We start from the raw sequence: 13,541 nt of genomic DNA, 5'->3' as shown, positions 1-13,541 counted from the left end.
GCCCCGGGGAGGCCCGCGCCGCGGAGCGACAGTCCCGTCCGGCTCAGCGCGTCTTCGGGTCGGCGGTCAGCGGCCGGGCTGCCGGCCCGGCGGCCAGCGCCAGCAGGGCCGCGCGCACGCGCGTCGGCCGGAAGGCCTGCCGGATCGCCCGGTGCGGCATCAGGCGGAAAGCCGTGAGGAAGGCCCCCGCGGCCGCGCGGCGGTCGCCGCGGGCCATGTGGGCCTCGGTGGCGTCCAGCAGGGCGTCGTAGTAACCCTGCACGGTCCCGAAATAGAGCCGCAGGGCCGCGATCCGCGAGACGCCGAGCGCCGGCGCGTGGCGTCGGAAGACCACGCGGGTGAAGTGGATCCGGCGTGCGATCAGGCGGTCGAAGGTCCCCGCCGGCCGCTGCCGGAAATGGACGCAGGGCGCCGCGACGAAGCCCACCCCGTGGCCGCGGACCGCGCGCAGCTGCCAGTCCCAGTCCTGATCGCCGAGCAGGGCCTCGTCGAACAGGCCGATCGCGTCCACGACGGTCCGGCGCACCACGGTCGCCCCGATCTGCGGGAAGTAGCCGCTCAGCATGCGGCGCAGCAGCGCGCCCTTGTCGGACGGAAGTTCCGGCGGCCAGGGGCCGTAGGTCGGCACGAGGTCGTGGTCGGCGGTGACGATCTGCCCGAACACGACCCCGAGCTCCGGATCGGCCTCGAACAGGCGCAGATGCTCCCGGATATGCGCCGGCTGCCAGACGTCGTCGTCGTCGAGGAACGCCACGTAGGGCGCGCTCGCCCGGGTCAGGCCGGCGTTGCGGGCCGCGCCGGCGCCGGGCCGGTCGACCGGGACGTGGATCGCGCCGAACGCGGCGGCGACCTCGGCGGCCGGCCCCGGCTCGCCGTTGTCGCCGACGATGATCTCGAAGGCGAGGTCGGGGCCTTCCAGGGCGCGGATGCTCGCCAGGGCCTCGCGCAGGAAGGCGGGCCGGTTGCAGGTGGGCACCACGACGGAGACGCGGCGCTGCGCGAGTCGGTTCATACCCACTCCTCCCAGGCGTCGTAGGCGCCCCGGAGCAGGGCACCGAAGACGAGATCGTTGTCGAACTGCGTGACGAAGCTGCGCGCCACGGTTCCGGCGGGACGGGTCTCCACCGCCTGCGCGTAGACGATCCGGTAGCCCGCCTCCCGGGCCGCGTGGGCGGCCGCCCGCGTCCAGTTCGCCGACTGCCCCAGGGGGATCGCGAAGGAGTCGGGCAGGACGCCAAGGCGGGCCCCGATGGCGCGCCGGGATTCCTCCAGCTCCTCGGCCGCCTCTTCCGCGCTGAGGCGCCCGAAATCCGGGTGGGTCACGGAATGGCTGCCGATCTCGACCCCGTTCGCCGCGAGCGCCTCGATGGCGCGCCAGCCCAGGATTCCGGGCGGCGCGCTCTCGGGCCGGTCGAGCCAGCCCGACACGACGAACAGGGTCCAGGGGATCCCGAGATCGCTGAGGACCGGCGCCGCCCCGCTGAGGACGCTGCGCCAGCCGTCGTCGAAGGTGATGGCGAGGTCCCGCGCGCCGCCGCGCCCGTCGGCGATCGTGGCCGCCGGCACGAAGCGGTAGCCGAGCCCGAGCGCGCGCTCGAGCTGGTGGCGGAAGCGCGCGGGAGAGACGTCGTTGACGCCGCATTCCGACTGGCCCACCGAGTGGTAGCAGAGGATGCGGCCGCCCGGCGCCGGCCGCCGGATCCGGGCGAGGGCGAGCGTCGTGCGCTCGCAGGCCATCCGGGCGGCGGCGACGCGCGGGCGCGTCAGGCCGACCGTCCGGGCGAGGCTCTTGACCGGTGCGGGGATCATCGCAGGGCGTCGCGCAGGGCGTCGACGACCTGATCCTGCTCCGCCTCCGTCATCGCCGCGTAGAGCGGCAGCAGGATCGCGTGGTCGCGCGCCCGCTCGGATTCGGGCAGCGCGAACCGCCGCGGCGCCTCCGCGTAGGGCGGCTCCAGATGCGCGCACATGATGCCCCGGCGGGTGGCGATGCCCCGGTCGAGCATCGCCTGCATGACCGCCTGCTGGTCCGCGTCGTCCGGGAGGCGGACGCAGTAGCTCTGCCAGTTGCTGCGCAGCCCCATCGGCTCGGGCGGCGGCGTCACCCCGGGAAGGTCGGCCAGCCGCGCGCGGTAGCCGTCGGCGAGGGCGCGGCGCCGGGCGATCAGGTCGGGCAGCCGCTTCAGCTGCTCCCGGCCGATGGCCGCCTGCACGTCCGTCATCCGGTAGTTGAAGCCCGCGATGGCGTACTCCTCGACCACCACCCGGGCGCTGCCGTGGCGGGCGATGTCGGAGACGCTCATCCCGTGCTGGCGCAGCAGCCGGAAGGTCCGGTCCCACGCGGCGCTGGCGGTGGTGATCATGCCGCCGTCGCCGGTGGTCAGCACCTTGCGCGGGTGGAACGAGAAGCAGGCGATGTCGCCCGCCGGGCTGCCGATCGGCCGCCAGACGTCGCCCTGGAGCCGCTCGGAGCCGATGGCGCAGGCCGCGTCCTCGATCACCGGGATGCCGGACCGGCGCCCGATCGCGGCGATCGCCTCCAGGTCGCAGGGCATGCCCATCTGGTGGACGCAGACGATCGCCTTCGTCTTAGCGGTGATCGCCGCCGCGGCGGCGTCCGGAGCCATGTTGAAGGTGGCCGGGTCGATGTCGACGAAGATCGGCGTCGCCCCGCACTGGGCGATGGCGTTGGCGGTGGCGATGAAGCTGTGGCTCACCGTCACCACCTCGTCGCCGGGGCCGACCCCGACGGCGAGGAGCGCGAGATGCAGCGCGGTCGTGCAGTTCGAGACCGCGCAGGCGTGGGGCGCGCCGACGGTCGCGGCGAACTCCGTCTCGAAGGCCGCGACCTGCGGCCCCTGGGTCAGCCATCCGGAGCGGACGACGGCGGCGGCGGCCTCGGCCTCGGGGTCGCCGACTTCGGGCTTGGCGATCGGGATCATGCCATCGCCCGCCGCAGATGCTCGGAGCGGGACTCGTCCTGCCACCAGGCGACGAGGTCGGCGAGGCCCTCGGCGGCCCCGATCTTCGCCTCGAAGCCGATCAGCTCCTTGGCGAGGCTCGTGTCGCAGAGACGCCGGGGCACCGGGTTCACGGCCCGCTCGGCCTCGTGGATCAGCGGCGTGCCGTCCCGGCCCATGATCCGGGTGAGGTGGCCGGCGAGGTCGACCAGCGAGGTCTCGACGCCGGTGCCGACGTTGAGCACCATGTCGGTGGCCGGCGAGATCGCCGACAGGATGTTGGCCCGGGCGATGTCGCGGACATGGACGAGGTCCATGGTCTGCAGGCCGTCGCCGAAGACGATCGGCGACTGGCCCTCGGCCAGGCGCTGCATCCAGCGGACCATGACCTCGGTGTAGCGGCCGGTCAGGTCCATCCGCGGGCCGTAGGCGTTGAAGTACCGGAGCGCGACGTAGTCGAGCCCGTGCATGTCGTTGAACGAGCGCAGCAGACCTTCGCCGAAGGACTTGGCGGCGCCGTACAGGGTCCGGTTGTCGTAGGGGTGGTGCTTCTCGGTCGTCGGGAAGACCTCCGCCATCCCGTAGACCGAGGCCGAGGAGGCCATCACCACCTTGGCGACGCCGGCCTCGACGCAGCTCTCCAGCAGGTTGAAGGTCGCGGCGGCCATCACCTCGAAGGCGTGGCGCGGCTCCGCGGCGCACTGCGTGATCCGCAGGGCCGCCTGGTGGAACACCACGTCGGTGCCCTTGATCAGCGTGTCCATCAGGGCGCGGTCGCGGATGTCGCCCTGGACGAGGCGGACGCGGCCGGAGCCGAGGGCGTCCCCGAGATTCTCGGGGCGGCCGCGGATCATGTTGTCGATGGCCACGATCTCGTCGCAGCCGGCCTCGACCAGCAGGTCGATGATGTGGGAGCCGATGAAGCCCGATCCGCCGGTGACCAGGATCCGGGTCCCGCGCAGGTCGCCGCTGAACCGGCTTCCCTTGGTGACCTCACGCAGCTTGGGCATCGGCGACCTCGCAGTAGCTGGTGACGGCCCGGCAGACGGTGTCGATCTGCGCGGACGTCATCTCGGGGAACATCGGGAGGGACAGGGTCCGGGCGGCCAGCCGCTCGGTGACCGGCAGCCGGCCGGCGCCGTCGTCGAGGTGGCTGTAGGCGGGCTGCCGGTGGACCGGGACGGGGTAGTGGATGCCGGTGGCGATGCCGGCCGCGTTGAGGTACTGGCGCAGCCCCTCGCGGTCCGCCGTCGACACGGCGTAGACGTGGAACACGTGGTCGAGCCCGGCGGGGGCCGGCAGCTCCAGTCCGAGGCCCGCGAGACGGGCGCCGTACTCCGCCGCCACCGCCTGGCGGGCGCGGGTCCAGGCCTCCAGGTGCGGGAGCTTGACCCCCAGCACCGCGCCCTGGACGCCGTCCATGCGCAGGTTGAAGCCGTGGCGGACGTGGTTGTACTTGCCCTGCTGACCCCAGTCGCGCAGGCAGCGGGCCGCCGCGGCGAGGTCGTCCCGGTCCGTGACGATGGCGCCGCCCTCGCCGTAGGCCCCGAGATTCTTGCCGGGATAGAAGCTGAAGCAGCCGATATCCCCGATCGTGCCGGCCTTGCGGCCGGCGCGCTCGGCGAGGTGCGCCTGGGCGGCGTCCTCGACGAGGGCGACCCCGTGGCGCCGGGCGATGGCGCCCAGGGCGTCGAGGTCGGCCATCCGGCCGTGGAGGTGCACCGGCAGGATCGCCCTGGTGCGGGGCGTGATCGCCGCCTCGACCAGGGCAGGGTCCATGGTCCAGTTGACCGGGTCGATGTCGACGAGGACCGGGGTGGCGCCGGCGTACAGCACCGCCGCCACCGTCGCCACGAAGGTCGACGAGACCGTGATCACCTCGTCGCCCGGACCGATGTCGAGGGCGAGGAGGGCGAGGTGCAGGGCCGCGGTGCCGCTGCTGACGGCGACCGCGTGGCGGGCGCCGCAGGCCTCGGCGAAGGCCGCCTCGAAGGCGCTGACCGCCGGGCCGAGGACGAAGTCGCCGCTGCGCAGGACGTTGAGAACCGCGGTCTCGACGTCGCCGCCGATCGCCGCGTACTGCGCCTTGAGGTCGAGGAAGGGGATCACGAGGCCCTCGCAAGTGGCATGAGGTCGATGGGGTGGCCGTTCTGGCGCAGGGAGCGCATGGCGGCCTCGAGCATCTCGACGACGCGCAGGCCGCTGTGGCCGTCGGTCATGGGCGCGGTGCCGTTCTCGATGGAGTCGGCGAAGTGCTCGATCTCGACGATCAGCGCCTCGCGGAAGGACAGGTGCGGCGACCACATGTCGCCGGTCCGGTAGGAGACCATCAGCTCGGTGATGTCGTCCGAGCCGCCGCCGACGGTGACGCCGCGGTCGTAGACCTTGACCTTCTCGATCGGGTCGAGGTCGTTGTAGACGATCATCTTCTTGCTGCCGCCGATCAGCGTCTGCCGCACCTTCACGGGCGCGAGCCAGTTGACGTTGATCTGCGCGACGACGCCGCGCGGGTAGAAGACGGTCAGGTGGGCCATGTTCTCGGGGCGACCGCTGAAATGGCCGGTGCCGCTCGCCGAGATCGCCACCGGGGCGAGGTCCAGGATGTGGTCGAGGATGGCGAGGTCGTGGACCGCCAGGTCCCAGATCACGTTCACGTCGCGCTGGAACAGGCCGAGATTCACACGGGTCGAGTCGTAGTAGAACACGTCGCCGATGGCGCCGGTCGTGACGAGCTCGTGGATCTTCTCGACCGCGCCCGTGTAGACGAAGGTGTGGTCGACCATCAGGGTCAGGTTGCGCTTGGCCGCCTCCTCGATCAGCAGCCGGGCCTCGAAGGCCGAGGGCGTGATCGGCTTCTCGATGAAGACGTGCTTGCCGGCCCGGAGCGCGTTGATGGCGATCTCGAAGTGCGAGCTCACGGGCGTCGCCACCATGACGGCGTCGATCGCGGGATCGGCCACGAGGTCGCGCCAGTCCTGATGGAGCTGGACGGCGGGGTAGCGCTTGCCGGCCCGGGCGAGTGCGGCGGGCGACTGGTCGGCGATGGCCACCAGCTGGCAGCGCTCGCTCTCCGAGGTGCACCGGGCGAGGTTCGGCCCCCAGTAGCCGTAGCCGACGATACCGATCGAGATCATGACTGCATTCCCCTCAAGCAACCTGCAGAGGCTCGGCCGGCTCGGGCCGCGGCGACTGGACGGAACGGGCGCGCGCGGCGCTCTCGGCGCGCTTGGTGCGCGTGTCGCCGACGACCCGCGCGGGGCATCCGGCGACGATGGCGAAGGCCGGGACGTCCCGGGTGACGACGGCACCGGCGCCGACCAGGGCGCCCTCGCCGATGGTGATCCCCGCCACGATGGTGGCGTTGGAGCCGATGGAGGCGCGGGCCTCGACCACGGTCTCGACGAGCTCCCACTCGCCGTCCCGCTTCAGGCTGCCGTCCGCGTTGGTGGCTTCCGGATACAGCTCGTTGGTGAAGACCACGCCGTGGCCGACGAACACCTCGGCCCCGATCGAGACGCCCGCGCAGATGAAGCTGTGCGAGGAGATCTTGCAGCGCGGGCCGATCCGGCTGCCGCGCTGGATCTCGACGAAGGGGCCGATGCGCGAACCGCTTTCGATTCGACATCCATAAATATTGACTAGATCCGGGTAGAAGATACCCACATCTGACCCAATATCCGCATCGGTAATCGGCATAACCGCCGCTCCTTCCGCACAACTTCTGTGCGTCAAAACTGCACAGAGCTGCGGACGGCCGGGAACCCAGGCTTTCGATGCGGTTCGTCCGTCGAAAGGCGAACGGCGCCCATCCGGGGCGGCCCCTCCCGGCTCCGGCGCGCCGTTCCGGACAGGGGGGCTACGCCGAAAGGCGAAGCCCCCGCCCCGGCATGGATGCGCGCGCCCGCCTTTTGGAGGGGTCCCGGCCGGCTCGGCCGTTACGCATCATGCCGTCTCAGCCCTCAGGAGCCCGTGAGGCCGGCGCGCGGTCCCGCCGCTCGACCGCCGCGCCCGGGCTCCGAGGGCGAGCCTCAAGGGGACGATGCGTGTCGAAGACGTCGACGAAGACCGCGGCCACCCGCGCCACCACCCGCACCGGTCTCGCGGCGTGCCTGCTCGCCCTGTCGGCGCTGCCGGCGGCCGCGGAGTACCGCATCGGTCCCGGCGACACGATCGAGGTCACGGCCCTCAGCATCCCGACCTTCAAGCAGGAGGCGACGGTCTCCACGGACGGCACCGTCATGGTCCCGCTGCTCGGGGACGTGCCGGCCGCCGGGCTCACCGTCGCGGAGCTGCGCCAGAGCCTGCAGAAGGCTCTGCCCGCCAAGGCGGTGCGGCAGCGCAACTCCGAGGGCAAGGAATCGATCGCCGTGCTCGAGCCCGACGAGATCGGGGTGCGGATCTCGAAGTACCAGCCGGTCTACCTGAGCGGCGACGTGACCAAGCAGGGCGAGCACCCGTTCCACCCGGGCATGACCGTGCGGCAGGCCATCGCCCTGGCGGGCGGCTACAACCTCCTGCGGTTCAGGATGGAGAACCCCGTCGTCGAGACGGCGAACCTGCGCGCCGAGTACGACAGCACCTGGGCGAGCATCCAGCGGGAATCCGCCACGATCTGGCGCCTGAAGGCGATCGTCGCCGCGTCGCGGGGCGACAAGTCCCCGCCGCCGGCGGACGTCGCCCCGGGCAGCCGCGCGACCCCCGCGCAGAAGCTCGCCGAGCAGCAGCTCCGGGTGCAGATGACCGACATCGCCAAGGAGAAGGACCACCTGCAGCGGTCCCTCAACCGGACGCAGACGCAGTTCGCCAGCCTCAGCGAGCAGCAGGCCAAGGAGAAGGAGGGCGTCACCGCCGACGCCGAGGATTACGACACGGTGCGGGCGCTGTTCCAGCGCGGCGCGGTCGTCACGACGCGCCTGACCGACGCGCGGCGCGCCGTCCTGCTCTCCTCGACCCGCGCCCTGCAGACGACGGTCCAGCTCACCCAGCTCGAGCGCGACAAGAGCGAGGTCGGCCGCAAGCTCGAGCGGGTCGACGACGTGCAGGCCATGGACGCCCTGGAGAAGCTCCAGGTCGCGGAGAACAACCTCGCGACGTACCGGTCGCGCCTGAACAGCATCAACGACAAGCTGGTCTACACCGGCGCCCTCCGGGCGCAGCTCCTGTCCGGAAGCCGGGCGCAGGCGGCAATCGCCGTCTACCGGCAGAGCGGCCCGTCCAAGACGCAGATCGACGCCGCCGAGGACACGGCGCTCCTGCCGGGCGACGTCGTGGAGATCGCGCTCAAGCCGGATCCCGCCATGCGGGGCGTCGGCGACGGGGCCGGCCAGAACTGACCCACCACCCCGGCTCGACGCGCCCATCGGGCCGAGCCGGCGTCCCCTTGACGGAGAGCGCTCCGGGGCGGTGACCGCCGCGGCGAGGAGAGATCCATGAACCGACACTCGACCAGCGCGTCCTTCCTGCCGATCGGTGCGACCCGCCCCGGCGGGACCGGAGCCTGGCGCGGCCAGCCCTTCTCGCCCGAGACGGAGTCCCAGGTCTCGATCCTGACCATCGCGCGGCAGAACTGGCGGTCGATACTGGCCTTCGCCGCCGTCGGGCTGGTCTGCGCCGGGATCTACGTCGCGACCGCGCCGGCCATCTTCACGGCCCGGGCCCGCGTCTACATCGAGAGCCGCTCCAGCCCGGTCACGGCCCGCGACACGCCCAACGCCGGGACCCCGCTCGAGATCGCCGAGGTCGAGAGCCAGGTCGAGTACATCCGCTCGGAGAAGATCGCCCTCGCCGCCGTGCACAGGCTCGACGGGTCGGCCCTGCGGGATCTGGCGACGCCGACGCACCCGCTCGTCGCGAAGGTCCGGGAGTTCGTGAAGGCCGCCAAGGCGCAGGCCCTCCGGCTGATCGGCGCCGAGCGGCCGGTCCGCGAGCCCGCTCCCGTGAGCCCGGACCTGCGCCAGGCGCGGACGCTGCGCGAGAACGTGGAGGCCAGCCGCATCGGCGCCGCCTACGTCATCGAGGTCGGCTACAGCGCCGACAATCCCGCCACGGCGGCGGCCGTCGCGAACGCGGTGGCCGAGGCCTATGTCAGCACCGAGCTGGAGAACCGGGCCCAGGTCTGGAAGGTCGCCGGCGAGTGGATGCTGCCGCGCCTGAAGGAACTCCAGCAGCGCGCCAGCCAGGCCTCGCGCGAGGCCCAGACCTACAAGGCCGAGCACACCATCATCGACCTCGGCAAGCGCGGCCTCGTGGGCGAGCAGCAGGTCGAGGAGCTCAACACCGCCGTGGCCGCCGCCCGGTCCAAGACCGTCGACGCCCGCGCGGTGCGCGACCAGATCCGCGGGCTCCTCGATTCCGACATCGCCGATCCGGGGATCACCGAGGCCTTCAAGGACAGCGTGATCATCCAGCTGCGCCGGCAGTACGTCGACCTCGTGCAGCGCGCCGACGACCTGAAGCGCCGCCTCGGCCCCGACCACGAGGCGGTCCAGGCGATCCAGCGGGACATCCAGGCGGCCAAGCAGTCGCTGCGCACCGAGCTCGAGCGCCTCGCCGTGTCCCTCGACCACGATTACGAGGTCGCCAAGGCGCGCGAGGACAGCATGACGGCGGCCTTCGACGCCCTGATCTCGAAGACGCTGATCATGAGCAACGCCCGGGTCAAGGCGAAGGAACTCGACCGCACCGCCGAGACCTACGACCAGATCTACACGAACCTGCTCCAGCGCTACATCGACGCCGTCAACCAGCAATCCTACCCGCAGCCCTCCGCCCACGTGATCACGCCCGCGACCGTGCCGGAATCCCCGAGCGCGCCCCGCGGCAGCCTGATCATGCTGCTCGGTCTGCTGGTCGGGACCGGGTTCGGCGTCAGCGGCGCCTTCGCGCGGCACTGGTTCGACCGGACGATCCGCACGCCCCGGCAGCTGACCGGGCACGGCCTGACCTGCCTCGCCGCCCTCCCCGAGCTGCGGCGCGAGCCCGGCTTCCGGGCGGCCCTGGCGCTGGCGCAGGCCCACGCCAACGAGGCGCAGCGCCCGGCCAGCGTCGAGGCGTTCCGGGCGAGCGCCGTGCGGTTCATGCCGCAATCGGTGTTCGTCGAGCGCCTGCACAGCCTCAAGGCCCACGTCCTCGGCAGCGACCGCCGCGGCCCGGTCTTCGCGATCGGCGTCACCTCGGTGGGGGCCGGCGCGGGCAAGACCCTGTTCGCGAGCAATTTCGGCCAGCTCCTCGCCCGCGCCCGCTCGAGTTCCGGGCGGGTGCTGATGATCGACGCCGACGTGCGGCAGGCCACGCTCTCGCGGCTCAGCCAGGCCACCGAGCAGCGCGGCCTCCTCGACGTGCTCGCCGGCCGCTGCTGCGCCACCGAGGCGGTCCGGCCCCAGCCCGGCGAGGTCCGCCTGCTCGCCTGCGGCAACCGCCACCCGAACGATCCCCATTTCAGCGACCTGATGACGCCGGAGGGCGTCGCCGCCGTGGTCGGTGACGGACGCCCCGCCCTCGACCGCGTCGTCGTCGACCTGCCGCCGGTGGACGAGCTCCCCACCCTCCGGCCGCTGCTCGACGGACTCGACGGCCTGATCATCGTGGTGGAGGCGGGCCGGACCAGCATCGACGACGTCGCCGCCGCCGTGCACGACCTCGAGTCGGGCGGCAGCACCGTTCTGGGCATCGTGCTCAACAAGACCAACGACGGCCCGACGGTCCGGCGCGGCGGCCTGCGCGGCGCGCTGACCCGCTGGGCCGCGGCCCGGCGCAACGCCCGCGGCGCGACCCAGGCGGCCTCGTGACCGGCCCGCGCGCCGAAGGCCTCGACCCCGTGGCGGCCTACGCGCCGGCCCCGGTCGCCGCGCTCGCGACCGCCCCCGCGACCGCGCGCGGCCGCCGCGTCGCCTTCTTCGGACACGACAGGGCCGAGCCCACGGTCCGGAAGCGGGTCGACGCCATCCGGGACGCCGGGTGGTCGGTCACCGTGTACGCCTTCGAGCGGGACCGCCCCGGCGGGGTGGTGGCCGAGGCCCCGGTGGCGGACGACGTCGTCCCCCTCGGCCTGACCGTCGACCGGAACTACGCCCGCCGCCTGCCCCGCCTCGCCGTCGGCATCGCCCGGGCGCTGCGCCGCCGGCGCGACCTGCGCGCGGCGGACGTGATCTACGTGCGCAACCTCGACATGGCCCTCGTGGCCTGGGCCGCGGCGCGCCTCGCCGGGAGCCGCGCGCGCCTCGTCTACGAGGTGCTCGACATCCAGCGGCTGATGGTCCGGCGGGACGCCCCGGGGCGGATCGCCCGCGCGGTCGAGCGCTGGCTCCTCGGCCAAAGCGACCTCCTCGTCGTCAGCGCCCCGGATTTCATCGACCGGTATTTCCGGCCCGTCCAGGGCTTCGCCGGCGCGTGGCACCTCCTCGAGAACAAGGTCATGGGCCACCGCCTCGGCGAGGTGTCGACCCGCCTGGACCGCACCCGGACGGCGGAGCCGCCCTGGGTGATCGGCTGGTTCGGGACGCTGCGCTGCCGCCGGAGCCTGACGATCCTCGCCGCCATCGCGGACGCCCTCGGCGACTCGGTGCGGATCGTCCTGGCCGGGCGCCTCTCCGAGGAGGACATCGCCCCGCGCGCCCTGGCGGACACGCTGGACGGCCGGCCGAACATGTCGTTCCGTGGTCCCTACGCCAATCCCCGCGATCTTCCGGAGATTTACAGTGGGATTCACTTCAGTTGGGCCGTCGATTACCTCGATGACGGACTGAATTCGGACTGGCTCCTGCCGAACCGGCTCTACGAGGGCGGCCTGTGCGGCGCCCTGACTCTGGCGCGCGCCGCGACGGCCAGCGGCCGCTACGCGGTGGCGGAACGCCTGGGCTGGGCGTTTCCCGAGCCGCTCGCGGACTCGGTGACTTCGTTCCTGCGGACGCTGACGCCGGCCGCCTACGCGGAGCGACATGCCGACCTGCTCGCCCGCGACCTCGCCGCGTTCGTCGATGTCGGCGGCATGCGCGACCTCCTGGTCCGGCTCGACTAGGTCGCCGCCGCGGCGGCTCCGAGCCCGGCCGGGACTCGCCGGTGATTCGCCCGCCGCGCCGGACAGCGCACGGGGCGGCTGTCCCGCCCGCGGCGCGTGCCGTTCGGTACAGCGCCGTACCAACGAAATCAGTACTCGGACCCCAACATGGTAAACAACCGTGTACGCATGTTGCCTTTTAGCCTCAGCCAGGTAAAGCGAGCCTAAACCGACCGAATACTATCGCCCCGAATAGGGACATCGAACCCAGATCACTGAATTGCGATTGAAGCCTTGCCAAGACGCACTCGCAATAAGCAGAGATACAGGAGGCAACATTTCCATATTTCTAAATCTGGCATTCGCGCGCCTAGATTCGGAAAGATCTTGCGTCGGGTCACCGACCGCTGGCGGATGACCTTGCGAATGCATCTCTCCATCAGCGCCGCCCCCCGCACCCAAACAAATCACCGTGTACGTACGTAGTGCCCGATGATTGTATTTAGCCCCGCAATTTAAGCGTTTAGATTCAGATAGGGTATTTACAGACGATTTTACGAAAGCTAGCATTGTTTCCGTGGTCATCGGCAATCGCCCAAGGCGACCGGCGCCACCGCGTATCTCAGTGTCACGCCGTCGGCGAGCGCATTGGGTATCCCGTCATCGCTGACATTCGGCTTCCTTCGAAAGGAGGTAATTCTCTATGGCCAGTCTTGGTACTCGAGACGCGCTCACCCTCGTTGAGCGGGACACGGCCGAAAGCCGCGGCGGCTTTTCGGGTGCACATGCCGGTGACAGCCCGGTCGTCGTCGAGCAACGGGACCAGTCCCGGGGCCGCTCCAGCCGCATCGTCATCATCGATCGACGGCAGCTCGTCGGCCGATGCCTCGCCGCCTCTCTCAGCGAGGCCGACCGGCAGACCTCGTTCGAGGTCTTCGCGGACATCGAATCGTGGAAGCGGCAGAAGCCGTTCGTCCCCGCGAGCGTGGTCGTGCTCTGCCGGCCCGACGGCAACCTGACCGAGACCGAGTGGACCGAGATCACGCGGGAACTGGCGTTCCTGCAGGGTGAGGCCGGCGCTCCGCCGGTGGCCGTCATCTCGGACGGCGAGAACCTCGACCAGATCGTGCGGATCATCAAGCTCGGCGTCAAAGGCTACATCCCGACGACGACCTCCGTGGACATCGCCCTGCAGGCCCTCCAGCTCGTGCAGGCGGGCGGCGTCTACATCCCGGCCGAGTGCCTCCTCCCCCTGCTGGCCAACATCAAGGTGGACGAGCCGGTCGAGGCCGGGGACGACGATATCTTCTCGCCGCGGCAGCTCTGCGTGGCCCGGGCGCTCCGGAAGGGGACGCCGAACAAGATCATCGCGTACGAGCTCAACATGTGCGAGAGCACCGTGAAGGTTCACGTCCGCAACATCATGAAGAAGCTCAAGGCCAAGAACCGGACCGAGGTCGCCTACCTGACCAACAAGTACTTCCTCCGGGAAGATTCCAGCCTGGCGAGCGTGAAGGCCCCGGCGGCCTGACCGCTCCGGCGCTGGCCCCGCCGCGGCGGGGCCGCCCGGGCAGAGATCCGGTCCG

Annotated in this window: 11 protein-coding genes; 4 read left to right on the top strand and 7 right to left on the bottom strand. The window is 71.5% G+C overall.

All coding sequences use genetic code 11. The features are described 5' to 3' along the window. Positions 1–43 precede the first annotated feature (43 nt). Genes ACTJK8_RS20890 through ACTJK8_RS20860 form a run of 7 tightly spaced genes read right to left on the bottom strand, consistent with a single transcriptional unit; the run spans position 44 to position 6,656 of the window. Positions 44–1,012: a glycosyltransferase family 2 protein gene (locus ACTJK8_RS20890; protein ID WP_440762451.1), complete on the bottom strand. Its 969-nt coding sequence runs from the start codon at positions 1,010–1,012 to the stop codon at positions 44–46. Next, positions 1,009–1,809 (bottom strand): polysaccharide deacetylase family protein, encoded by an 801-nt coding sequence (locus tag ACTJK8_RS20885; protein ID WP_012321536.1) that lies wholly within the window; start codon positions 1,807–1,809, stop codon positions 1,009–1,011. Before ACTJK8_RS20885 ends, ACTJK8_RS20890 begins: the two co-directional genes overlap by 4 nt. Continuing rightward, entirely contained in the window at positions 1,806–2,942 is a 1,137-nt protein-coding gene (locus ACTJK8_RS20880; RefSeq protein WP_012321535.1) for a DegT/DnrJ/EryC1/StrS family aminotransferase, read from the bottom strand. The genes ACTJK8_RS20885 and ACTJK8_RS20880 overlap by 4 nt, the downstream gene beginning before the upstream one ends. Continuing rightward, on the bottom strand, positions 2,939–3,970 hold the full coding sequence (locus ACTJK8_RS20875) for an NAD-dependent epimerase/dehydratase family protein (RefSeq protein WP_440762450.1): 1,032 nt from the start codon (positions 3,968–3,970) through the stop codon (positions 2,939–2,941). Before ACTJK8_RS20875 ends, ACTJK8_RS20880 begins: the two co-directional genes overlap by 4 nt. Further along, positions 3,954–5,069 (bottom strand): DegT/DnrJ/EryC1/StrS family aminotransferase, encoded by a 1,116-nt coding sequence (locus ACTJK8_RS20870; protein ID WP_076729980.1) that lies wholly within the window; start codon positions 5,067–5,069, stop codon positions 3,954–3,956. Before ACTJK8_RS20870 ends, ACTJK8_RS20875 begins: the two co-directional genes overlap by 17 nt. After that, positions 5,066–6,094 (bottom strand): Gfo/Idh/MocA family protein, encoded by a 1,029-nt coding sequence (locus tag ACTJK8_RS20865; RefSeq protein WP_012321532.1) that lies wholly within the window; start codon positions 6,092–6,094, stop codon positions 5,066–5,068. Before ACTJK8_RS20865 ends, ACTJK8_RS20870 begins: the two co-directional genes overlap by 4 nt. Positions 6,095–6,107: 13 nt before the next feature. After that, a complete protein-coding gene (locus tag ACTJK8_RS20860; protein WP_012321531.1) occupies positions 6,108–6,656 on the bottom strand; it encodes an acyltransferase in 549 nt (182 codons plus the stop codon). Between the two features lie 347 nt (positions 6,657–7,003). Here ACTJK8_RS20860 and ACTJK8_RS20855 point away from each other — a divergent pair, with 347 nt between their 5' ends. The 4 genes from ACTJK8_RS20855 to ACTJK8_RS20840 all read left to right on the top strand — a co-directional run bounded on the left by ACTJK8_RS20855 (position 7,004) and on the right by ACTJK8_RS20840 (position 13,486). After that, complete coding sequence (locus tag ACTJK8_RS20855; RefSeq protein WP_012321530.1) at positions 7,004–8,293, top strand: polysaccharide biosynthesis/export family protein; 1,290 nt, start codon at positions 7,004–7,006, stop codon at positions 8,291–8,293. Between the two features lie 96 nt (positions 8,294–8,389). Beyond that, on the top strand, positions 8,390–10,747 hold the full coding sequence (locus ACTJK8_RS20850) for a GumC family protein (RefSeq protein WP_024828700.1): 2,358 nt from the start codon (positions 8,390–8,392) through the stop codon (positions 10,745–10,747). Then, the gene (locus ACTJK8_RS20845) at positions 10,744–11,976 is read left to right on the top strand and encodes a glycosyltransferase (protein ID WP_012321528.1); all 1,233 of its coding nucleotides are present in this window, start codon (positions 10,744–10,746) and stop codon (positions 11,974–11,976) included. Before ACTJK8_RS20850 ends, ACTJK8_RS20845 begins: the two co-directional genes overlap by 4 nt. 682 nt (positions 11,977–12,658) lie before the next feature. Continuing rightward, the gene (locus ACTJK8_RS20840) at positions 12,659–13,486 is read left to right on the top strand and encodes a response regulator transcription factor (protein WP_012321527.1); all 828 of its coding nucleotides are present in this window, start codon (positions 12,659–12,661) and stop codon (positions 13,484–13,486) included. The last annotated feature ends 55 nt before the right edge of the window (positions 13,487–13,541 follow it).

It is taken from the genome of Methylobacterium sp. 22177 (assembly GCF_052045615.1).
GTDB classification, from domain to species: Bacteria; Pseudomonadota; Alphaproteobacteria; order Rhizobiales; family Beijerinckiaceae; genus Methylobacterium; species Methylobacterium radiotolerans.
This window is presented reverse-complemented; position numbering and strand designations above follow the sequence as displayed.

Bases quoted from the DNA above. Each gene is read 5' to 3' on its own strand.
- ACTJK8_RS20890 (WP_440762451.1), bottom strand. From the start codon at position 1,012: ATGAACCGACTCGCGCAGCGCCGCGTCTCCGTCGTGGTGCCCACCTGC.
- ACTJK8_RS20885 (WP_012321536.1), bottom strand. From the start codon at position 1,809: ATGATCCCCGCACCGGTCAAGAGCCTCGCCCGGACGGTCGGCCTGACG.
- ACTJK8_RS20880 (WP_012321535.1), bottom strand. From the start codon at position 2,942: ATGATCCCGATCGCCAAGCCCGAAGTCGGCGACCCCGAGGCCGAGGCC.
- ACTJK8_RS20875 (WP_440762450.1), bottom strand. From the start codon at position 3,970: ATGCCCAAGCTGCGTGAGGTCACCAAGGGAAGCCGGTTCAGCGGCGAC.
- ACTJK8_RS20865 (WP_012321532.1), bottom strand. From the start codon at position 6,094: ATGATCTCGATCGGTATCGTCGGCTACGGCTACTGGGGGCCGAACCTC.
- ACTJK8_RS20860 (WP_012321531.1), bottom strand. From the start codon at position 6,656: ATGCCGATTACCGATGCGGATATTGGGTCAGATGTGGGTATCTTCTAC.
- ACTJK8_RS20850 (WP_024828700.1), top strand. From the start codon at position 8,390: ATGAACCGACACTCGACCAGCGCGTCCTTCCTGCCGATCGGTGCGACC.
- ACTJK8_RS20840 (WP_012321527.1), top strand. From the start codon at position 12,659: ATGGCCAGTCTTGGTACTCGAGACGCGCTCACCCTCGTTGAGCGGGAC.